Annotated in this window: 17 protein-coding genes and 2 pseudogenes; 10 read left to right on the forward strand and 9 right to left on the reverse strand. The window is 46.5% G+C overall.

Annotated features, from left to right (window positions below):
• Position 1: 1 nt before the first annotated feature.
• Positions 2-595 (reverse strand): RNA pyrophosphohydrolase, encoded by a 594-nt coding sequence (locus ICN33_RS05380; RefSeq protein WP_216195156.1) that lies wholly within the window; start codon positions 593-595, stop codon positions 2-4.
• Between the two features lie 48 nt (positions 596-643).
• On the opposite strand from ICN33_RS05380, the gene ICN33_RS05385 reads away from it, so the two are divergent.
• Positions 644-2386 carry a proline--tRNA ligase gene (locus ICN33_RS05385; RefSeq protein ID WP_216195158.1) on the forward strand — a complete coding sequence of 581 codons (1743 nt, stop codon included), beginning with the start codon at positions 644-646 and terminating at the stop codon, positions 2384-2386.
• A gap of 14 nt (positions 2387-2400) precedes the next feature.
• On the opposite strand, the gene ffh is transcribed toward ICN33_RS05385, so the two are convergent.
• Positions 2401-3783 carry a signal recognition particle protein gene (ffh, locus tag ICN33_RS05390; RefSeq protein ID WP_216195160.1) on the reverse strand — a complete coding sequence of 461 codons (1383 nt, stop codon included), beginning with the start codon at positions 3781-3783 and terminating at the stop codon, positions 2401-2403.
• 20 nt (positions 3784-3803) lie between these two features.
• Between ffh and ICN33_RS05395 the strand changes: the two genes are divergently transcribed.
• From ICN33_RS05395 to ICN33_RS05415, 5 genes and pseudogenes are all read left to right on the forward strand, one after another.
• Complete coding sequence (locus tag ICN33_RS05395; protein ID WP_216195162.1) at positions 3804-4652, forward strand: inner membrane protein YpjD; 849 nt, start codon at positions 3804-3806, stop codon at positions 4650-4652.
• A 3-nt stretch (positions 4653-4655) separates the two neighbouring features.
• Positions 4656-5474 (forward strand): 1,6-anhydro-N-acetylmuramyl-L-alanine amidase AmpD, encoded by an 819-nt coding sequence (ampD, locus tag ICN33_RS05400; RefSeq protein WP_255530666.1) that lies wholly within the window; start codon positions 4656-4658, stop codon positions 5472-5474.
• Positions 5475-5805: 331 nt separating this feature from the next.
• Positions 5806-8730, forward strand: a complete 2925-nt coding sequence (locus ICN33_RS05405; protein ID WP_370623249.1) for a ribonucleoside-diphosphate reductase subunit alpha — start codon at positions 5806-5808, stop codon at positions 8728-8730.
• 44 nt (positions 8731-8774) lie between these two features.
• Positions 8775-9956: a ribonucleotide-diphosphate reductase subunit beta gene (locus ICN33_RS05410; RefSeq protein WP_216195166.1), complete on the forward strand. Its 1182-nt coding sequence runs from the start codon at positions 8775-8777 to the stop codon at positions 9954-9956.
• A gap of 332 nt (positions 9957-10288) precedes the next feature.
• Positions 10289-10698, forward strand: a pseudogene (locus tag ICN33_RS05415) (histone H1-like repetitive region-containing protein).
• Positions 10699-10808: 110 nt separating this feature from the next.
• Here ICN33_RS05415 and ICN33_RS05420 read toward each other — a convergent pair.
• The 7 genes and pseudogenes from ICN33_RS05420 to ICN33_RS05445 all read right to left on the reverse strand — a co-directional run bounded on the left by ICN33_RS05420 (position 10809) and on the right by ICN33_RS05445 (position 16506).
• Positions 10809-11768 (reverse strand): carbohydrate kinase family protein, encoded by a 960-nt coding sequence (locus ICN33_RS05420; RefSeq protein WP_216195168.1) that lies wholly within the window; start codon positions 11766-11768, stop codon positions 10809-10811.
• 45 nt (positions 11769-11813) lie between these two features.
• Positions 11814-12434, reverse strand: coding sequence for a DUF3426 domain-containing protein (locus ICN33_RS10400; protein ID WP_255530826.1), 621 nt, complete (start codon positions 12432-12434; stop codon positions 11814-11816).
• Positions 12423-13343, reverse strand: a pseudogene (gene prmA / locus ICN33_RS10405) (50S ribosomal protein L11 methyltransferase); the annotation flags it as partial. The pseudogene prmA and the gene ICN33_RS10400, both read right to left, overlap by 12 nt.
• 25 nt (positions 13344-13368) lie before the next feature.
• On the reverse strand, positions 13369-14733 hold the full coding sequence (gene accC, locus ICN33_RS05430; protein WP_216195172.1) for an acetyl-CoA carboxylase biotin carboxylase subunit: 1365 nt from the start codon (positions 14731-14733) through the stop codon (positions 13369-13371).
• A 62-nt stretch (positions 14734-14795) separates the two neighbouring features.
• Positions 14796-15263 (reverse strand): acetyl-CoA carboxylase biotin carboxyl carrier protein, encoded by a 468-nt coding sequence (accB, locus tag ICN33_RS05435; protein WP_216195173.1) that lies wholly within the window; start codon positions 15261-15263, stop codon positions 14796-14798.
• A gap of 36 nt (positions 15264-15299) precedes the next feature.
• Positions 15300-15749: a type II 3-dehydroquinate dehydratase gene (aroQ, locus tag ICN33_RS05440; RefSeq protein WP_216195175.1), complete on the reverse strand. Its 450-nt coding sequence runs from the start codon at positions 15747-15749 to the stop codon at positions 15300-15302.
• 229 nt (positions 15750-15978) lie between these two features.
• The gene (locus ICN33_RS05445) at positions 15979-16506 is read right to left on the reverse strand and encodes a redoxin family protein (protein WP_216195177.1); all 528 of its coding nucleotides are present in this window, start codon (positions 16504-16506) and stop codon (positions 15979-15981) included.
• A gap of 26 nt (positions 16507-16532) precedes the next feature.
• Here ICN33_RS05445 and mpl point away from each other — a divergent pair, with 26 nt between their 5' ends.
• From mpl to ICN33_RS05465, 4 genes are read left to right on the forward strand one after another with little or no spacing between them, the layout of a single operon-like run.
• Positions 16533-17933, forward strand: coding sequence for a UDP-N-acetylmuramate:L-alanyl-gamma-D-glutamyl-meso-diaminopimelate ligase (gene mpl / locus ICN33_RS05450; RefSeq protein WP_216195179.1), 1401 nt, complete (start codon positions 16533-16535; stop codon positions 17931-17933).
• Positions 17934-17963: 30 nt separating this feature from the next.
• On the forward strand, positions 17964-18698 hold the full coding sequence (gene fabG, locus ICN33_RS05455) for a 3-oxoacyl-ACP reductase FabG (protein WP_216195181.1): 735 nt from the start codon (positions 17964-17966) through the stop codon (positions 18696-18698).
• A gap of 2 nt (positions 18699-18700) precedes the next feature.
• Positions 18701-20740 carry a ribonuclease catalytic domain-containing protein gene (locus tag ICN33_RS05460; protein WP_216195183.1) on the forward strand — a complete coding sequence of 680 codons (2040 nt, stop codon included), beginning with the start codon at positions 18701-18703 and terminating at the stop codon, positions 20738-20740.
• Positions 20724-21611 carry an energy transducer TonB gene (locus ICN33_RS05465; protein WP_216195185.1) on the forward strand — a complete coding sequence of 296 codons (888 nt, stop codon included), beginning with the start codon at positions 20724-20726 and terminating at the stop codon, positions 21609-21611. The genes ICN33_RS05460 and ICN33_RS05465 overlap by 17 nt, the downstream gene beginning before the upstream one ends.
• Positions 21612-21648: the final 37 nt, after the last annotated feature.

The following is a 21648-nucleotide window of genomic DNA, read 5'->3' on the forward strand; positions in this document are numbered from 1 at the left end:
TTTAGTTGTCTGATTTTTCTGAAGATCCAGCTTCATCTTCTTGTCCGGCATAAAAAGAATGCATCATCTCTAACGGAGTGCCCCATGCCATTTGTTGCATGCGAATGCCTCGAGAAAGGTAACGAGCCAGTTCTGATAATGCTAATTGATAGACTTCACGCTTAAAGCCAATTACTGCATCTAATTGGATCCAAAAGGGAACCCAGCGCCAGGCGTCAAATTCTGGGTGCTCTGAGGCGCGTAATTGAATATCGCTGTCCAGACCCACTAGACGCAATAGAAACCAAATTTGTTTTTGACCACGATATGCAGCTCGATGGACGCGCGTGGAGTTTTGACGGCGCAAGTATTCCTCAGGGACGTCGTAGCGAAGCCAATCCCTGGTGCGTCCAATAATTTGGACATGCTCCGGCAGTAAGCCAACCTCCTCTTGCAATTCGCGGTACATAGCCTGTTCAGGGCTTTCACCATGCTGAATCCCGCCTTGTGGGAACTGCCACGAATGCTGCCCAACGCGTTTTCCCCAGAAAACCTCGTTACGGCTGTTGAGGAGGACAATGCCGACATTCGGGCGATACCCTTCACGGTCAAGCATGATCGTGCCTCAAATCCTTTAAAATCAACGATTTGATTATATCCATACATGAAAGCCTCACAATCATTTCTCGCCACGCTAAAAGAAGCCCCCTCCGACGCTGAGGTGGTTTCGCACAAACTTATGGTGCGTGCAGGTTTAATTCGCAAGCTTAGCGCAGGCATCTACAACTATTTGCCACTGGGTTTGAAAGTCATTCGCAAAGTCGAAAACATCATTCGCGAAGAAATGAATCGTGCTGGTGCAATTGAATTGCTGATGCCGATGATTCAGCCAGCTGAATTGTGGCAAGAGACTGGTCGTTGGGAAAAGATGGGCCCGGAGTTACTCCGCATCAAAGATCGCCATGAGCGTGATTTTTTGATTCAGCCAACCTCTGAAGAGGTGATTACTGATTTGGCGCGCAATGAAATCAGAAGTTACAAGCAGTTGCCAGTGAACTTCTATCAAATTCAGACAAAGTTCCGTGATGAAAGACGTCCTCGTTTTGGCATCATGCGTGGTCGTGAGTTCAGCATGAAAGATGCTTATTCATTTGATCGAGATGTTGAGGGTCTCAAAAAGTCTTACCAAATAATGTTTGATGCATACACCCGCATCTTTAAGCGTATGGGTCTTCAATTCCGCGCTGTAACGGCAGACAATGGCGCGATTGGCGGCTCTGGCAGTCAAGAGTTCCATGTGATCGCTGATACCGGTGAAGATGCGATTGTGTATTGTCCAAATTCTGATTACGCAGCTAACTTGGAAGCGGCTGAGTCTTTAGCTTTAATTGCTACGCGCGGAGCAGCATCTGCGGCGATGAGTAAGGTGCCAACACCTGATCAAACAAACTGTGCTGATGTAGCGAAGCTCTTAAATATTCCTCTTGAGCGCACTGTGAAGTCTCTACTATTTGCTGCCGATCAAGATAGCGGCCCGGCAAAGCTCTTTATGCTGCTGGTGCGCGGAGACCATGAGCTGAATGAGGTGAAGGCTAGCAAAATTCCTGGTATGACTGAATCGCGTTTTGCAACGGAAGCCGAAATCAAGCAAGCCTGCAATGCGCCAGCGGGATATTTAGGTCCTGTTGGGGTTAGTGCTGATGTAACTGTTGTTGCTGATCTTACAGTCGCCAATATGGCCGATTTTGTATGTGGCGCAAATGAAGCGGGACATCACTTGACTGGTGTGAACTGGGACCGTGATTTGCCTGAGCCATTGGTATTAGATATCCGCAATGCGGTGATTGGCGATCCTTCACCTGACGGTTTAGGCGTTGTTGATATTTGCCGTGGCATTGAAGTCGGTCATGTCTTCCAACTGGGCACGCGTTATTCAGAAGCCATGGGTTGCACATACTTGGATCAGCAAGGCAAGGCTCAGCCGATGGTAATGGGTTGTTACGGGATTGGAGTTACTCGATTGCTAGGGGCTGCAATTGAGCAGGGTCACGATGAGCGCGGCATTATTTGGCCAATTTCTATGGCGCCATTTGAGGTAGTGATTTGCCCGATGGGTTACGAGAAATCAGAAGCAGTTAAAGCTGCCTGCGACCAATTACATGATGAACTTTTAGCTGCTGGAATTGATGTGATTTTGGATGATCGCAACGAACGCCCGGGCGCAATGTTTGCCGACTGGGAGTTGATTGGGGCCCCATTCCGAGTGGTCATTGGCGATCGTGGCTTGGCAGATTCTCAAGTGGAATTTAAAGGACGCACCGATGCTGAATCTCAGAACATTCCACTCGATGACATCAAGTCAAAAATAATTGCTGCGGTAAATACTGCAAAGCAATTGATTGCTTAGTTAAACCTCGTTTATTATTTTTTAAAGAGTCCGCCAATTCCCTTGGCGGCTCCTTTGGCAGCCATGCTAGCCATGGTACGCGCCATTTTTCCACCTTTGAATTGTTTCATCATCGTTTGCATTTGTTCGAATTGAGCAAGCAGGCGATTCACTTCTTGTACTTCTACCCCAGAACCTGCAGCAATCCGACGCTTGCGGCTAGCTTTTAGTAATTCAGGTTTTCTGCGCTCTTGGGGAGTCATGCTATCTATGATGCCGCGCATGCGCGTGGTTTGTTTATCGGCATTGCTCAGGTTTGCTTTGGATGCCGCTTGTGCAACTTGGCTGGGTAATTTATCCATGAGGCTGGCCATGCCACCCATCTTTTGCATCTGCATCAGTTGATCTCGAAAATCCTCAAGATCAAACCCACCTTTAGAAATCTTACTTGCTAATTTTTCTGCTTTAGCAACATCAACGTGTTGCTGCGCTTGTTCAACCAAGGCAAGGATGTCGCCCATGCCCAAGATGCGATTGGCCATACGATTGGCATCAAAAGCTTCCAGGCCATCCATCTTCTCGGCTACGCCGATAAACTTGAGAGGAACGCCTGTAACTTGACGAACAGAAAGCGCTGCACCGCCGCGGGAGTCGCCATCTAGTTTGGTGAGAATGACGCCCGTTAGTGGGAGAGCTTCGTGGAATGCTTTGGCGGTATTGACGGCATCTTGGCCAAGCATCGCATCAACTACAAATAAGGTTTCGATGGGATTGAGGCTGGCATGCAAAGTTTTAATTTCTTGCATGAGTACTTCATCAATACCAAGGCGACCTGCGGTATCCACTAAAACTACGTCAAAGTAGTGACGGCGCGCCCAATCAAGAGCGGCGAGTGCAATGTCATTGGGTTTTTGGCTAATGTCGCTCGGGAAAAAATTTGCACCCACTTGTTTGGTAACCGTCTCTAATTGCTCGATTGCGGCTGGACGATAGACGTCGCAAGAAACAGTGAGAACTTTCTTCTTCTTCTTTTCTTGCAACCACTTGGCAAGTTTGCCAACGGAGGTCGTTTTACCGGCACCCTGCAAGCCAGCCATCAATATCACCGCTGGCGGCTGGGTTGCTAGATTGAGTTCGCCACTTTGATTGGTGTCACCCATCATTACTTGAGCGAGCTCACGCTGCACTACGCCAACCAGAGCTTGTCCTGGACTTAGGCTGCCAACCACTTCCTCACCAAGGGCTTTAAATTTAATCCGCTCCAGTAAAGACTTCACCACTGGAAGCGCTACGTCAGCCTCCAATAAGGCTAAACGGATTTCCCGCAGCATTTCTGCGGTATTGGCTTCTGTGAGGCGGGCTTGGCCTCGCATCGTTTTAACAACGCGAGATAGGCGGTCGGTGAGGTTTTCTAGCATTTATCGATTAGACTTTCCAGATGGATATTTTAGGTTACTCAAGTTACGGATGGCTCCCTTCCGCACTTTATTTAGCGCTTTTGCTTGTTTTGAGCTTCAAACCCAAGAGCGGCGTGGAGTCTGGACTCTCAAGCACGGTGGTGCAAGCTGCAATTTTTGTGATTTTGGTGATTCATGGGGTGCAACTTCATGACTCTGTGTTCACTCCCCAGGGCTTTGTATTTGGTTTTGCGCAAGATTTGTCCTTAATTGCTTGGGTTGGCCTGGCTTTTTATTGGTTTCAATCATGGTTTTTGCCTATCTCTAGCTTACGTTGGATGGCCTTAATGTTTGCGCTGGTTTGCGCATCCCTGCCCAATATTTTTCCTGGAACCTTAATTTCACCTAAGGCTGTTTCAGACCCTTGGTTTAAGGGGCACTTCGTAGTTGCTACGGTTTCAGTTGGTTTGTTGAGTCTAGCGGCGATGCATGCCATGCTCATGAGCGTTCAAGATCGCGCCTTACATCGTCAATTAGCAATGATTCCTAATGGCCGCTTAGCGCATTGGTTAGAAGACTTACCCCCGCTAATGACAATGGAAAGCCTTTTATTCAACTTGATCTATGTTGGTTTTGCACTTCTGAGCTTGACTGTGTTTTCGGGATTGCTCTTCTCTCAAACATTGTTTGGTAAACCTCTCGTGTTTGATCACAAAACAATTTTTGCTTTGGTCTCGTGGTTTTTGTTTGCGGGCTTATTGATAGCGCGCTGGCGAGTGGGGCTCCGTGGAAGGGCTGCTATTCGTTGGGTATTAAGTGCTTACACCGCTTTATTGCTTGCTTATGTTGGCAGTCGCTTTGTGGTTGAAGTCATTCTTCAGAGAGCTTAAGTTTTGTTTAAGTGGCTTCTATTATTTGCTGGCGCTGGCCTTTTTTATCTTTGGATTAAAGGTAAAAAGCAGGCTGCCCTCGATGCGGAGAACCCCTTCAAACCCAATAAAAATAAGCCTGAGAAGGTAAGCTCTCCTGAGGTAATGGTGCAATGCCAGTGTTGCAAAGTGCATCTTCCGCAGTCGGAGGCAGTTATTTTTGAAAACCGGTTCTATTGTTCAAAAGAGCACCTTCAATCCTTAGGCTCAAAGGGTTGGGTTGGTGATGCACACTGGAGGATTTCACCCAATCAAGATGCTAGACCGGAAAACACTCAACCTGATTTAGTGGTGATTCATCACATCAGTCTTCCGCCAGCAGAATTTAGAAATAAACCATCTAGCCATCATATTGTTGATTTTTTCCAAAATAAGCTTGATTCAAATAGCCATCCTTATTTTGCGGAGATAGCGGGCCAAAAAGTCTCCAGCCACTTTTTAATTACGCGCACTGGCGAGTTGATTCAGTTTGTATCCACTCAGGACAGGGCCTGGCATGCGGGCGCCTCTTCATTTCTTGGTCGCGAAAAGTGCAATGACTTTTCCATTGGCATTGAGTTGGAAGGAGATGGCGACACGCCATTCGAAGCTTCGCAGTATTTGGTCTTGGCAAATCTCATTCAAAAATTGGCGAGCATGTACCCACTTTTGCAATTTGCTGGGCACAGCGACATAGCACCGGATCGCAAAACAGATCCTGGAATTTTCTTTGATTGGAAAAAGTTCCAAAAAGAGACAGCGATTTCAGGTGAAAAACTACCTTTCGGCTTAAGTCCCCGATAGTCTTATTGTTGTATGTAAGCGTACGCTTACTTTTTTAGCCTTTGTCTAAAAAGGGCCAAAAATTCCGCACCAAAATGACTCCAAAATAAGTAGAAAACTTAGTAAAAGTACTAATAAATATTTGTCATAAATGGCTTACCAATTATCAAATATTTCCCTATACTTAGTGCCTAATACACTTAAAAACACTAGATGTAGTGTCTAAATCCAGTAATACCCTATTGTTTTTTAACGATATTTTGTCCAAATAACTATATATATACGCAGGAGCACCATGACATACGCCAATCCACAGACAGCAGGTCAACCGGCTGGAGTAAATAACCCAGGAATGAGTCCTGCGGGGGCGGTTAATCAAGCCCCTTCTGCCAGCTTTGTAGCTGGTGGTGTTGGCGGCAACCAGGCAACCCAGCTGTCTGATTACAAAATTATTCGCCGTAATGGTTCGGTTGTAGCATTTGAGCCATCCAAAATTGCGATTGCTGTAACCAAAGCATTCTTAGCGGTTAATGGTGGTCAGGGTGCGGCATCTGCGCGCGTTCGCGAGCAAGTAGAGCAGTTGACCAATGCTGTTGTGCGCGCACTACTGCGCAGCCGACCAAACGGCGGAACATTCCACATTGAAGATATTCAAGATCAAGTGGAATTGGCATTGATGCGTAGTGGCGAACACAATGTTGCCCGTGCTTACGTTCTCTATCGCGAAAAGCGCAATCAAGAGCGCGCTGCTCAGCAAGAAGTTTCACAAGAGGCTCAAACAGCTAATCAGGCTGGTGAGTCTGGTATCAAAGTAACGGATAACGGAGTTGAAAAGTGGCTTGATATGGCCGCTTTGCGAACAGTGATTGAGGCAGCTTGCGAAGGTTTAGGCAATAACATCGACGCCACTCCAATCATTACCGAAACCATCAAGAATTTATATGATGGCGTACCAATGGCGCAAGTTTATGACTCGGCTATCTTGGCCTCCCGTACTTTGATTGAAAAAGATCCCGCATACAGCCAAGTGACAGCGCGCATCCTGATGCACGTAATTCGTAAGGAAATCTTGGGTAAAGAAGTATTGCAAGGTGATATGCAAGCTGAGTACAGCACTTATTTCGCTAAGTACATTAACGAAGGTATTTCTGCTGAGTTGTTAGACCCACGTATGCGTGAGTTCGACTTGCCACGCTTAGCCGCAGCTTTGAATGCTAGCCGTGACTTGCAGTTCAATTACTTAGGTTTGCAGACTTTGTATGACCGCTATTTCTTGCATATTGAAGATCGCCGCATTGAAATGCCGCAGGCTTTCTTCATGCGCGTAGCAATGGGCTTGTCCTTGAATGAATTGGACCGTGAGCGTCGTGCAATTGAGTTCTATGAAATCCTTTCTACATTCGATTTCATGTCCAGCACACCAACTTTGTTTAATTCAGCAACTACCCGTCCACAGCTCTCTAGCTGCTACTTGACAACAGTAGATGATGATCTGGATGGTATCTACGAAGCATTGAAAGAAAACGCTTTGTTGTCTAAGTTTGCTGGCGGCTTGGGTAATGACTGGACCAATGTTCGTGCATTGGGAAGTCATATCAAAGGCACTAACGGTAAATCACAAGGTGTGGTGCCATTCTTGAAGGTGGTAAATGACACTGCGGTTGCTGTGAACCAAGGCGGCAAGCGTAAAGGTGCAGTCTGCGCCTATCTAGAAACATGGCACTTAGATATTGAAGAGTTCTTAGAGTTGCGCAAGAACACAGGTGACGACCGTCGTCGCACCCACGATATGAATACTTCGAACTGGATTCCTGACTTGTTCATGAAGCGTGTGATGGAAGGTGGAGATTGGACTTTATTCTCACCATCCAATACTCCAGATTTGCATGACAAATATGGCAGGGCGTTTGAGGAGGCTTATGTTGCTTATGAGCAAAAGGCTGATCGTGGTGAATTGAAGCCATTCCGTCGCATTCCAGCGCAGCAATTGTGGCGCAAGATGCTCGGTATGTTGTTTGAAACCGGTCACCCATGGATTACTTTCAAAGATCCTTGCAATATCCGTAGCCCGCAACAGCACATTGGCGTAGTTCACTCATCTAATCTCTGTACTGAGATTACCCTCAACACCAATGAGAGCGAGATTGCAGTTTGTAACTTGGGTTCTGTGAACTTAACTGCTCATATGACTACCGATGCCAACGGCAAGATGATCTTGGACCATGAGAAGCTCCAAAGAACCGTACGTACTGCAATGCGTATGCTTGATAACGTAATTGATATCAACTACTACGCAGTAGCTAAGGCACGTAATTCCAACTTAAAGCACCGTCCAGTAGGTATGGGCATCATGGGCTTCCAGGATTGCTTGCATATGCAGCGTATTCCTTACGCCAGTGATGAGGCTGTGAAGTTTGCAGATTCTTCAATGGAAGCAGTTTGCTACTACGCTTACCAAGCATCTAATGAATTGGCTGCTGAGCGTGGTGTTTACAGCACCTATAAGGGTTCTTTATGGGATCGCGGCATCCTCCCGCAAGATTCAGTAGCTATGTTGGCTGCTGAGCGTGGTGGTTATGTAGAGGTCGACAACTCCTCCACTATGGACTGGAGTGGTTTGCGTGCAAGCATTAAGCAGCACGGTATGCGCAACTCTAATTGCGTTGCGATTGCTCCTACAGCAACGATTTCTAATATCATTGGCGTCTCTGCTTGTATTGAGCCAACTTTCCAGAACTTGTTCGTGAAATCTAACCTTTCTGGCGAATTCACAGTAGTTAATGAGTATTTGGTGCGTGACTTGAAAGATCGCGGCCTTTGGGATGAAGTGATGATTGCTGATCTCAAGTACTTTGACGGCACTTTGTCTAAGATCGATCGCATTCCTCAAGATTTACGTGATTTGTACGCAACTGCCTTTGAGGTTGAGCCAAGTTGGTTGGTTGAAGCAGCTTCCCGCCGTCAAAAGTGGATCGACCAGGCGCAGTCACTGAACATCTACATGGGTGGAGCTTCCGGCAAGAAATTGGACGACACCTACAAGTTGGCTTGGTTGCGTGGTTTGAAGACTACTTATTACCTCCGCACGATGGCTGCAACTCACGTTGAGAAATCAACAGTTGCTAGTGGTCAGTTGAACTCTGTTTCTAGCGGTGGTGGCGTAAACGGTACCGACGCAGCCGCTGCAAATGCTGCCGGAGGAGTTGAGGCTGATGGCCCAGTTTGCACAATGCGCCCAGGTGATGCTGGTTTCGAAGAATGTGAAGCATGCCAATAAGCTATTCGCTTATTGGTGATTAATAGAAGAATTAGGAGATAGTTATGTTGAATTGGGAAGAGGAAGTTGCTCCAGCACTAGCGAAAGCTGGTCTTGCACCGCAGCCGGTTGCAATGGAGCCACAACGTCCGCAGCCAGATCAAGTGGCAATGAAAGCCCCTCAAGAAGCTGCGCCTGCCCCAGCTGCCTCATTAGCTGGTGGTGCAGCTTTGCGTGTAAATGCTGCTGATAAGCGTGTGATTAATGCTAAGACTGATGTAAATCAGCTTGTCCCTTTCAAGTACAAGTGGGCTTGGGAAAAGTACCTAGCTGGTTGTGCAAACCACTGGATGCCGCAAGAAATCAATATGAACCGCGATATCGCACTTTGGAAAGACCCAAATGGTCTAACTGAAGATGAACGTCGCATCATTAAACGTAATCTTGGTTTCTTTACGACTGCAGATTCTTTGGCTGCAAACAATATTGTTTTGGGTACTTATCGCCACATTACTGCTCCAGAGTGCCGCCAATACCTATTGCGCCAGGCTTTCGAAGAGGCGATTCATACCCATGCGTATCAATATATTGTGGAATCTTTGGGCTTAGACCAGTCTGAAATCTTCAATGCGTATCACGAGATTGACTCGATTCGCGCTAAGGATGAGTTCTTAATTCCTTATATTGATGTTCTTACCAATCCAAATTTCAAGACTGGCACACTAGAAGCTGATCAAACATTACTCCGTTCGCTCATCGTTTTTGCTTGTGTGATGGAAGGTTTGTTCTTTTATGTTGGTTTTACGCAAATACTCGCAATGGGTCGTCAAAACAAAATGACGGGTGCTGCTGAGCAGTATCAATACATCCTTCGTGATGAGTCCATGCATTGCAATTTTGGAATCGATTTGATTAACCAAATTAAGCTTGAGAACCCGCAGTTATGGACCTCCGCGTTCAAAGACGAGATCAAATCCATCTTCGAAAAAGCAGTCGAATTAGAGTACCGTTATGCTGAAGATACGATGCCTCGCGGAGTGCTCGGATTGAACGCTCCGATGTTCAAAGGGTACCTAAGATACATCTGTAATCGCAGATGTTTGCAAATAGGACTTGACGCAATGTTCCCAAATGAAGAGAATCCATTTCCATGGATGTCAGAAATGATTGATCTGAAAAAAGAACGAAACTTTTTTGAGACACGCGTTATTGAGTATCAAACCGGTGGTGCGCTTAGTTGGGAGTAGTAGGACAGTAATAAAGCGCACAACTGGCTAAATAGGAGATTAGACGGTTGGATAGTTTTAGAAGTCAGCAAAACCAGACTCAAATCCGAAAACCCTTGCTCAAGGGTGCCTGGGCTATTCTCTCTATTTTTTCCAGCACATTTAAGAAGCCGTTGCCCTTTGGGGTCACGGCTTTTTTTCCAGGATTCATTAGCGTGCAGCACTTAGCATCAAGCCGCGCGCCGATGAATGGCTCGCTCGCCAGATCCAAAAGGTTGCAAAACCAGGCGGAAATGAGTGGTCGGGTCTTCTTAATGTAGTTTGTACTAATCCTCACGTGAAGGAGCAATACTATGGCAATCGCCAAGAAAAAACCTGCTGCAAAGAAACCAGCTGCTAAAAAAGTAGCCGCTAAGAAACCAGCCGCTAAAAAAGTAGCTAAAAAGAAGCCTGCTGCTAAAAAAGTAGCTGCTAAAAAGCCTGCTGCTAAAAAAGTAGCTAAAAAGAAGCCTGCTGCTAAAAAAGTAGCGCGTAAAGTTGCTGCTAAGAAGCCAGCTGCTAAAAAAGTAGCACGTAAAGTTGCTGCTAAGAAGCCAGCTGCTAAAAAAGTAGCACGTAAAGTAGCAAAAAAAAAGTAAGTAAGCCTGCTGCGAAGAAAGCGGGCTCCGCTGTAAAAAAGCCCGCGGCTAAGAAAGCTGCACCAGCGACTAGTGCGTTGAATCCTGCCGCTGCTTGGCCCTTCCCAACTGGCACACGTCCATAAGCGTTTGCTTAGGACGGGTGAAGTTCAAAGGGGTCTCTTACGAGACCCCTTTTTTATTTCCACACTGTTCCTGAATAACTCTGATCTACATCGGAGTCTATTGAAAGCTCTTAGAAGCTAAAGCCAAAAGCCGCTTTAAATTGCTCTGTGATCTGATCTTTGCTCAATTGATGATTTTGTGGTCCTTGATGGGTAATTTTGATTGAACCCATCAGGCTAGCTAGGCGACCGGTAGCTTCCCAGTCCATATCGTTTTCTAAACCAAACAGCAATCCACCGCGGAAAGCATCGCCGCAACCAGTTGGATCTATGACTTTTATAGCTGGTACTGGTGGGATAGCAATACATTTACCTTCAAAGTAAATATCTGCACCTTCGGCACCCTTAGTCACAATGAGTGCCTTAACGCGCTCGGCTACTTTTGCCAAACTTAAGCCCGTTCTTTGCGAAAGCATTTCTCCTTCATAGTCATTTACCGCTAGGTAGCTGGCGATATCCACTAATTCCAAAAGCTCGGGACCGTTAAACATTGGCAAGCCTTGGCCTGGATCAAAAATGAATGGAATATTGGCATCTGCCAGTTGATGGCAGTGCTCCCACATTCCTTGGCGCCCATCGGGTGCAACAATTCCCAATTTCGCTGGGCTTTTGGCATTTGTACTGCGTTCCGCTACAACAGCCGAAACTTGGTTGAGGTGTGATTCGCCCATTGCACCAGGATGAAATGCGGTTATCTGGTTATTAGCTTGATCGGTTGTGATCATGGCTTGCGCAGTAAAGGCATCGTCTATCTGGCGAATATGGCTTGCGTCAATTTTGAGTTGGCTAAGGCGATTCATGTAAGGGGCAGCATCACCACCAACGGTCGCCATGATGATAGGGTCGCCGCCTAGAAGATTGAGGTTGTAGGCGATATTACCAGCGCATCCACCAAACTCTCGGCGCATTGTTGGTACCAAGAAGGCTACGTTCAGGATGTGAATCTGCTCGGGCAAGATTTGATCGGCAAATTTGCCTTCAAAGTTCATGATGGTGTCATAGGCAATGGAGCCACAGATCAAGCTAGACATAGATTGCTTCCTATAAGGGGATAAATGTAGTGTTAATAAATAGAATTAGGGGTAAAACACCCGAACGCGATAGCCCGCCGCATTTGGTGGCAATGAAATAGGCAATTCAATCTGTAACAGTTCGCCGGAGGGAATACCTTTGTTAAATAAATCAGGATGTGCCTCTTGCCAAGTTTTAGGAAGCCATTCTTGCGGCGTAAATTGCAGCACTTTGATTTCAGATTCCTCTGCATCAGTCAGAGTAATTTCTAAATTTGGCGGTAAAACTGTAATCGCCAACCGATTTTGTATCTCAACTTGCAATACAGATTGATTTGCAGGGCTTTTAAGCCCTTCTCGCGCGGTTTCTGGTGAGAGTGCGGCTTCGTTTATTTTCCAGGCAGCAAAATCGCTTACAGCGCGATCTAAACATCCTAGTGCACTACAAAGTTTTGCATCGAAGCGTTGCAAAAAATGAAACGCACGAACAGAAAATGAATTAGATGTTCCGTCAACTTGCGGCGCCAACATAGGAAGCAATGAATTTCTAGAGAGATGCTCACCAAAAACAAGTAGTAGCAGCAATAAAGCGGCGTATAGAGCTAACTTAAGACTTTTTTTTTGAGCAGGTGCAGCAAAAACAGATTCTTGGTCACCTTGCTTATTCTGAGAAAGGGTTCCATGCAAGCATACCCAACCTTCACTCTCTTTCCATACGGAAAGTTTAAACCATTGACTGTAGGTGGCAATCACTTCTTCTGCTTGGCGCGCTAGCACGCCTGATAAAACAATTCTTCCGCCTAATTTCATCTTGTTAACCAATGCGGGCGCAAGAACTTGCAATGGATTAGCCAAAATATTAGCCATCACGATGTCATATTTTGTTTCTGCAGCGAGTTCTGGGGCGCCTTCGTTAGGAAGAACAAAACGAATCGTGGTGTTATTAATTTCTGCATTACTGCGTGCTGCAACCATGGCCTGAGGATCGATATCCGTACCAATCACGGGACTGCAACCTAATTTTGCTGCGGCAATTGCCAAAATTCCTGAACCGCAACCGTAATCCAATAAGCTTTGGTTCTGCAAAGCAGTTTGTTGTTCAAGCCAAAGCAGGCATAGGTGGGTAGTGGGATGGCTGCCTGTGCCAAATGCAAGGCCTGGATCAACAGCAAGACAAATCGCATTGGGATCGCTTGGTGCATCGTGCCAAGAAGGCACGACCCAGATGCGTTCGCCGATCTGAATGGGCGAGAATTGACTTTGGGTGAGCCTGACCCAGTCTTGCTCTTCGACTGTCTTCTCTTGGGGAGGGCTTAGATGAAACCCCTCTTCCTTGAGGGAAGCAAGGAGTTCAGGAATAAATTCTGCGCTTCCGGAGGAATCAATCTCTGGATTAAAGAGAGCCGTTACCGCCGATCTATCCCATGCTTGCACTTCTGGTGAAAGTCCAGGCTCTCCATAGAGAGGGTTTTCATCATAGCCACCAGCAGCGTCATCTTCAACGGTGACCGATAGGGCGCCCAATTCCAGGAGTGCGTCACCTAAGGGTTCAGCAGTTTCAGCAGCTACCGTAAATACCAGCTCACGATAGGACATTAGGCGTTCGCTTTGCTAGCATGAATTAAGATTTACCGCGACTTGCAGCTTGCTCTTCTAAGCGATGCTCCAAGTAATGAATGCTGGTACCACCTTCAATAAAATTGGGGTCAAGCATTAGTTCACGGTGTAGTGGGACGTTAGTGGTAATACCGTCAATCACCATCTCAGAAAGCGCAATTTGCATCCGGCGAATAGCTTGATCACGAGTATTGCCGTATGAAATCAACTTGCCAATCATGGAGTCATAGTTTGATGGGACCACATAGCCACTGTAGGCATGTGAGTCGACTCGAATGCCGGGGCCTCCGGGCATGTGGAATGAACCAATTTTGCCTGGGCTGGGGGTGAACTTAAATGGATCTTCAGCATTCAAGCGGCACTCAATAGCATGACCACGGAAAACAATGTCTTTCTGGCGATAACTTAATTTCAGGCCAGCGGCGATACGAATTTGCTCTTGAACGATGTCCACCCCGGTAATCATTTCAGTCACGGGATGCTCAACCTGAACGCGGGTGTTCATCTCAATAAAGAAGAATTCGCCATCTTCGTAGAGGAACTCAAAGGTACCCGCACCACGATAACCAATTTTTCGGCATGCTTCCGCACAGCGCTCACCAATTTTGGCAATCAAACGACGATCAATGCCTGGTGCTGGCGCTTCTTCGATCACTTTTTGGTGGCGACGCTGCATGGAGCAGTCACGCTCGCCAAGCCAAATGGCATTGCCATGGGTGTCGGCCAAAATCTGAATCTCTACGTGGCGTGGTTTCTCTAAAAACTTCTCCATATAGACTTCTGGATTGCCGAAGGCGCGACCGGCCTCTTCACGCGTCATGTTTACTGCATTGATGAGGGCTGCCTCAGTATGCACAACGCGCATACCGCGACCACCACCACCACCTGCAGCTTTAATGATGACTGGGTAGCCAACTTTTTTTGCTGTTGCAATAATTTCTTTTGGATCATCAGGAAGCGCACCTTCAGAACCAGGTACGCAAGGCACGCCTGCTTTGATCATGGCGCGCTTGGCGGAAACCTTGTCACCCATCAAGCGGATGGAGGCTGCTGTAGGTCCAATAAACGCAAAGCCAGATTTCTCAACACGTTCTGCAAAGTCTGCATTCTCGGAGAGGAAACCGTAGCCAGGATGAATTGCTTCTGCGTCGGTTACTTCCGCTGCAGAAATAATTGCTGGCATATTGAGATAGCTAAGCGGAGATGGAGCCGGTCCGATGCATACTGCTTCATCAGCAAGCCTTACATATTTCGCTTCTTTATCTGCAGTGGAATACACCACTACAGTTTTAATTCCCAACTCGCGGCATGCGCGTTGGATACGGAGAGCAATTTCTCCCCGATTGGCAATCAGAATCTTATCGAACATGTCGGCTCTGAGTTAAGTTACGGTGAATTGGAATGGATCTAATGATCAAGAATGATGTTTAATTAAGCGATGATGAAAAGTGGTTGGTCAAATTCAACGCCTTGACCGTTTTCACAGAGAATTTCTTTGATCACACCAGCTTGTTCAGATTCAATTTCATTGAGTAACTTCATAGCCTCAATGATGCAAAGTGTTTGCCCCACCTTTACTGTGTCGCCAATATTGACGAAGTTTGGCGATTCTGGATTTGGAGCGCGATAGAAAGTCCCCACCATTGGAGAGCGAGCAACAAAACCAGTTTGCACAGCTTGCGCTTCAACAACGGGCGCAACTGGAGCTGGAGCGCTGGGCATCTGTGCAGTTTGCATAGTTTGTGCAGGCGCTTGATTGGCGTAAACCACTTGACCAGCTGGAGCAGAAGATCCAGCATTGACAATGCGAACGCGATCTTCGCCTTCATTTACTTCGAGCTCTGAAATACCAGATTCAGATACTAAATCGATCAAGGTTTTTAGTTTTCTTAGATCCATAAGGGTGCTTCCTCTCTTGTAATTCTTTAAGTAGTTTTATTGCTGCAAACGAGTAATAGCCGCTTGCAGTGCTAGTTCGTAGCCTATTGCGCCAAGTCCACAAATCACCCCAGTCGCAATATCGGAAAGATAGGAATGCTTGCGGAATTCTTCACGCTGATGAATATTGGATAAATGGACTTCTGTAAAAGGGATGGCTACCCCAGCCAAAACATCACGTAAGGCAACACTTGTGTGGGTAAAGGCGCCTGGATTGATGATGATGAAATCAACCCCATCTTGTTTGGCTTTTTGAATGCGGTCAATTAACTCGCCTTCATGATTGCTTTGAAAGGTACCGAGATCTACGGACTGCGCTTTAGCTAGTTCGCCCAACTTTTTATGGATGTCTTCAAGGGTGGTTTTGCCATAAACATCTGGTTCACGGGTGCCTAATAGATTTAGGTTCGGGCCTTGAATTACGAGAATTGAAGCTTTTTTCGACATAGATCCCTGTTTTTAGAGGCAGTTAAGCTTAAATTGCTAAACAACTTCATGCTTGATTGCTTACGAGGCAAGTATACCTTTTTAAAGGCAGAAAAAGATCAAAAAGTTATCCAAAAAATAGGAATTTTCCAACCTTTTAAAGGTGACACCTTCAAAAATATTGACAAAAATGCCTAATTATTAAGCATATTTAGAAATGCCTATAAATTCATTTGTATCTTAAAAATGTTTATAAGGCAGATTTAATGGCACTTCTGATGTCATCTTCGCTTATCTTCCCTAATTTGCTATAGGTTGCTTTGCCCTTGGCATTGATGATGATGGTGTATGGAAGGGCGCCCTGAGAATTTCCCAGTTGCTTGGAAAGATTGCTGCCCTCAAGGCCGCCAATGACGATTGGATAGCTAACAGGTGTTTTTGAGAGAAATTCACGAATATTAGGGGGTGAATCGATACCAATGCCAACAAATAAGACATTTTGCTGTAAGAACTCTTGTTGAAGCTTGTCCAAAGTAGGCATTTCCTCAACGCAAGGAGGGCACCAGGAAGCCCAAAAGTTTACAACTAGGACTTTTCCCTGCCATTTTTGGGTATCAACTGTTTTTCCGTCCGGAGTTTGCCAAGAATTTGCAAAAAATGCTTTTACAGCTGGATCACTTGCCAAGCTACTTTTGTAAATCCATTGCGAAGTCAGCACTCCCGCAAGGAGGGCCAAAAGACTAATTGTGACGATGATGCTCCATTGTCTGCGGTTCACTGCAACTCCTTCGCTAAAATTCGCTAATGCATATACATATCTTGGGCATTTGCGGTACTTTCATGGGCGGCATTGCCGCAATCGCGAGGCAAGCTGGACATCGCGTTACGGGTTGTGATGCCAACGTGTATCCACCAATGAGTACGCAGCTTGAATCTCAAGGCATCGAACTGATTGAGGGGTTCTCGCCAGATCAATTATCTCAGTTTGAGACCATGCCTGATTTATTTGTGATCGGAAATGTGGTTTCACGCGGCAATCCATTGATGGAGGCAATTCTCAATCAAGGGCTGCCCTATATCTCTGGACCACAGTGGTTGGGTGAACAAGTTTTATACGGCAGGCATGTTTTGGCTGTGGCGGGCACTCATGGCAAAACAACAACCTCAGCCATGCTAGCGTGGATTTTAGAATTCAACGGCTATAAGCCTGGCTATCTCATCGGTGGTGTGCCTCTCAATTTCACAGTCTCGGCTCGTTTAGGTGAGGGTAAATATTTTGTCATTGAGGCAGATGAATATGACACCGCCTTCTTTGATAAGCGTAGTAAGTTTGTGCACTACCGTCCTCGTACTGCCTTACTCAATAATTTAGAGTTTGATCATGCTGATATTTTTGCTGATCTTGCAGCTATTGAAACGCAATTCCATCATTTAGTACGAACAGTTCCTGGCGATGGTTTGTTAGTGGTGAATGGTGAAGAGCCGGCACTAGCAAACGTTATTACACGTGGTGCTTGGGCGCCTGTAGAGCGCTTTGGGCAAGATGCGACAAATGAATGGTCATTGATTTCCCAAGAGGACGATGGATTTATTGTGTGTAAGTCAGGTAAAGAACTTGCCACAGTGAAGTGGGCGTCTGATTCTGGTGTGATGGGCAGACATAATCAACTCAACGCGCTTGCGGCGATTGCCTCTGCAAACCACATAGGTATTTCTCCAGCAGATTCTGCCCGCGCTTTGGAAAAATTCAGAAACGTGAAGCGTCGCCTTGAAACTATCGGTGTTGCCAATGAGACCACTGTCTACGATGATTTTGCGCATCATCCAACAGCGATTACAACTACCGTGGATGGCTTGCGTCGTAAAGTTGGTAAGGCGCGTATTTTGGCGGTACTCGAGCCACGCTCCAATACGATGAAGCTTGGCGTGATGAAAGCCCAACTTCCTGGAAGTTTGGAGGCGGCTGATAAAGTTTTTGCCTATGGAGCTAACGCCGGAAAAGAATTTCTAGGGTGGGACTTGGCTGAGGTCTTATCCCCGCTGAATAAAAGCGAGCAGGGTAAAGCGTATGCTTTTGATGATCTTGAGGCCTTAGTGAAGGCGGTTGCACAAGAAGCAAAGCCAGGCGATCACATTTTGGTGATGAGTAATGGCGGGTTTGGCGGTGTACATCAAAAGCTATTAAAAGCCATTGCGGCGAAGTAAAAAACAAAAAGTAAAAATAGAAAGCAAAAAATGGGTGATAGATTAAAAGACAAAGTAGCCATCATTACTGGCGCCGCTAAAGGCATTGGGTTTGCTACATCGCAGCGTTTTGCTCAAGAGGGCGCAAAAGTCATTCTTGCTGATATCAACTTAGAGGCTGTCAATGGCGCTGTCGCTCAAATACCCAATACAGAAGGCTACGCTATGAATGTCACTGATCGCGCTAGCATTCAGTCGGTCGTAGATCAGGTAATGCAAAAACACGGACGTATTGATATCTTAATTAATAATGCCGGCATCACTCAAGATGCACGCTTAGTGAAGATGACTGAAGCGCAGTTTGATACGGTAATTGATGTCAATCTGAAGGGCGTTTTTAATTGCACTCAACTGATTGTTCCCCACATGCTCGAGGCCGGCTCTGGCTCAGTAGTGAACGCCTCGAGCGTAGTGGGTATCTACGGTAATTTTGGCCAAACCAATTATTCGGCTACTAAATTTGGTGTCATTGGCTTTACTAAGACATGGGCGCGCGAGCTTGGTCCAAAAGGTATTCGAGTAAATGCGGTGTGCCCTGGCTTTATTGCCACTGAAATGGTCAAAGCTATGCCAGAAAATATTCTGCAAGACATTGAAAGGCGCAGTTGGCTTGGGCGCTTAGGTACCCCAACTGAAATGGCAAACGTGTATTTATTCTTAGCTAGCGATGAAGCAAGCTATGTCAATGGGGTGGCATTAGAGGCCAGCGGCGGGATCTCCCTCTAAGCATGAATCTTTTATATGAAGAAGGTGGCGATATTAAGATCGCCACAGTCCAGTCAGCCTCAGGCACTGGAGATGCGGAGTCTTGGCAGGCAACCAGTCTTTCTGGAAAAAAGCTCAAACTCAAAGCCAGGGAAGTATGGCTGCGTTTTGAAAAGCCAGAAGCTCAAGGAGCAATGGATGAAGCTCATACTCTGACTGCTGATATTGATTTGCAATTTCTTTGGGATTGCGCCCCAGACGAAGAGTTTGGTTTGGTTGATGTTGCACATGAGTACTTCGGCTCGCAAGCGAGTATTCCGCAACAAGTTGCGCTAGCGATTGCTTTGCAGGGAGCGCCAGTATTTTTTCGTCGTAAAGGGCGCGGCCGCTTTCAGCGGGCACCGCTTGAACAACTGCAGGCTGGGCTAGCGGCTTTAGAGCGTAAGCAAAAAGAGCTCGAGCAGCAATCAGTTTGGCAGCAAGAGTTAGTTGCCGGCACTTTCCCTGAGGCGCTGAAGTCTTCAGCCAAACAATTGCTTTTCTCCCCAGATAAAAATACCTCTGCTTACAAGGCATTCATTGCTGCTTGTAATGAGACCGGTGAATCTCCAGCACAACTTATGATTCGTTGTGGTGCAATCGATTCGCCTTTGGCTTATCACCAAGGAATTTTTCTGAAGGCGCATTTTCCGAATGGTGCTGCACATAACCCCAGTGTTGGAATAGACCAAGCAGCCTATGCGGCTGCTATCGCTGAGCTTCCGCAGGCTGAGGTGAAGGCATTTTCAATTGATGATTCAGGGACTACCGAGATTGATGATGCTCTATCAGTCACAGTAATTGAGGGTGGGCATCGAGTAGGCATTCACATCGCTGCGCCAGGCTTAGCGATTACCAAAGATGACCCATTGGATCAGGTGGCGCGTAATCGGATGTCCACGGTGTACTTTCCAGGCGACAAAATTACGATGTTGCCAGAGTCGGTGATTGATCAATTCTCATTGGACGAAGGAATGCCTAGACCGGCACTTTCCATCTATGTGGATATTGATGCTCAAGGTTTGGTCAATCGAGATACGTTACAGATGCGTGCGGAGTTGGTGCCGATGGCAGCAAATTTACGTTTAGAAGATATTGAGCATCTCGTCAGTGAGGAGAGTTTGCTTGATGAGGGTGCTAGCTACCCCTATCGCAAAGAACTGGCAACTTTGTGGCAAGCCGCCAAGCATCTTCACGCGGGGCGTCAAGAAAAGCGTGTGGAAAATGGTTTGCGCGCTGAGCAACTGGGCCTCATAGATCCAAATGCCTTAGCGAGAGACTTTCATTTCCAGATTCAAGAAACTGATGGAGTGCAGCGTGTTGACATCGTGCCACGCCAGCGCGGGTCAATTTTGGACACTATCGTTGCCGAGTGGATGATTTTCTGTAATAGCGCTTCTGGTCAGCTTCTAGCGGATCATGGTTTGCCGGGATTATTTAGGACTCAGAAGGGCTGGGGGCCATTGCGTACTCGTATGCAAACAACCCCCGGACCACATGAAGGTTTGGGCTTAGATTATTACGCTTGGTGCACATCCCCCTTGCGTCGGTATTCGGATTTAGTCAATCAATGGCAATTAATCGCTCTGGCAAAGCATGGCGTAACTGCCAAGATGGTTGCGCCTTTTCCGCCCCGTGATGCAACCCTAATGGGCATAGCTGCTGATTTCGAATCTTGCTATCAAGCATATGGAGAGTTCCAGGATCGATTGGAGAAGTATTGGTGTCTGCGTTGGATTACTCAAGAAGCTGAATCTAAGACGGTTTATGTTCGGCACCTCAAGGAGGGCATGTCTAGAGTGGAATCAGTCCCCCTACATTTACACATCCCTGAATTGGCAGCCCATCCGCGTATGACTCGTGCAGAAGTTGTAGTGTCTGATGTAGATCTGCTACAGCTAAGTGCAGGTGTGCGAGTGCTGGAGATTGAGGCAAAGATTGAGCCTTCTGAAAAGACGGTGACTGATCAAGTATCAGAACAAGAGGTATCAGATACTTCTGAAAAAGATGTTAGCCCAGATTAAATCGCAAGTGTTTCCTTGTCCTGAGAAGCTTGAAAAAGCTTTGCGTTTTTTGCATAGCGCTTGGAATCGTTATCCATTCCGGTTTGCCTTATTAGTTTCGATACTCATTCACGTACTTTTCTTATCCTTTCGTTGGGGTGTTGGCGAAATTCAAAATCGCCGGTTAAATACTCCTCTGAGTGTTGTGTTGGTAAACGCCAGTAATAAAACTCCACCCCAGAAAGCAAAAAAGTTGGCGCAGGCTGATTTACAGGGCGGCGGTAAAACCGAAAATCAAGAAGCCACTGCTATGCACCGCGCCAGATTAGGTGCGGAGGCTAGGCTCGAGGTTTTAGAAAAACAGCAAAAGCAAATGCTCGCTAAATTAGATGAGCAACGCAGTCGCTCTGGCGGTCGAAAAAGCGGTGATGAGCAAAAAATTACCCCTCAATTAAATTCATTAGAGGCGGAGTTAGCCAAGCGGCTTCAGGCTGATGGGAAGGAGCCAAGGCGTAAGGTGCTAACCGGAGCCAATACAAAAGCAGTTACCTTTGCGCATTACTACGATGCGATGCGCCAAAAGATTGAGGCTTATGGAAGCGCCTTTTTTCCAAGAGCGAATGGACGTCCTTTATACGGTAGTTTGGTAATCGTAGTCAGTGTTGATAATCAAGGCAGAATCACGACTAATGCTCAGGGCAAGGATGGGCTCTCGATTGGGCGTAGTTCCGGTAATCCCGAGTTGGATCGTCAGGCGCTAGCAATCATCAGAGCCTCGGCGCCTTTTGGTGCCTTCCCATCAGAAATGCGTAATCAAATTGATGTCTTGGATTGGATTTCTACTTTTGAATTCACTCGCGATGGTGTGGATCGACTCGAGCTACGCCATTAATACAATTTTGTAAAGTTTCTAAATTCGCTTATTCTGT

Source organism: Polynucleobacter sp. UB-Tiil-W10 (genome assembly GCF_018881605.1).
Taxonomy (GTDB): domain Bacteria; phylum Pseudomonadota; class Gammaproteobacteria; order Burkholderiales; family Burkholderiaceae; genus Polynucleobacter.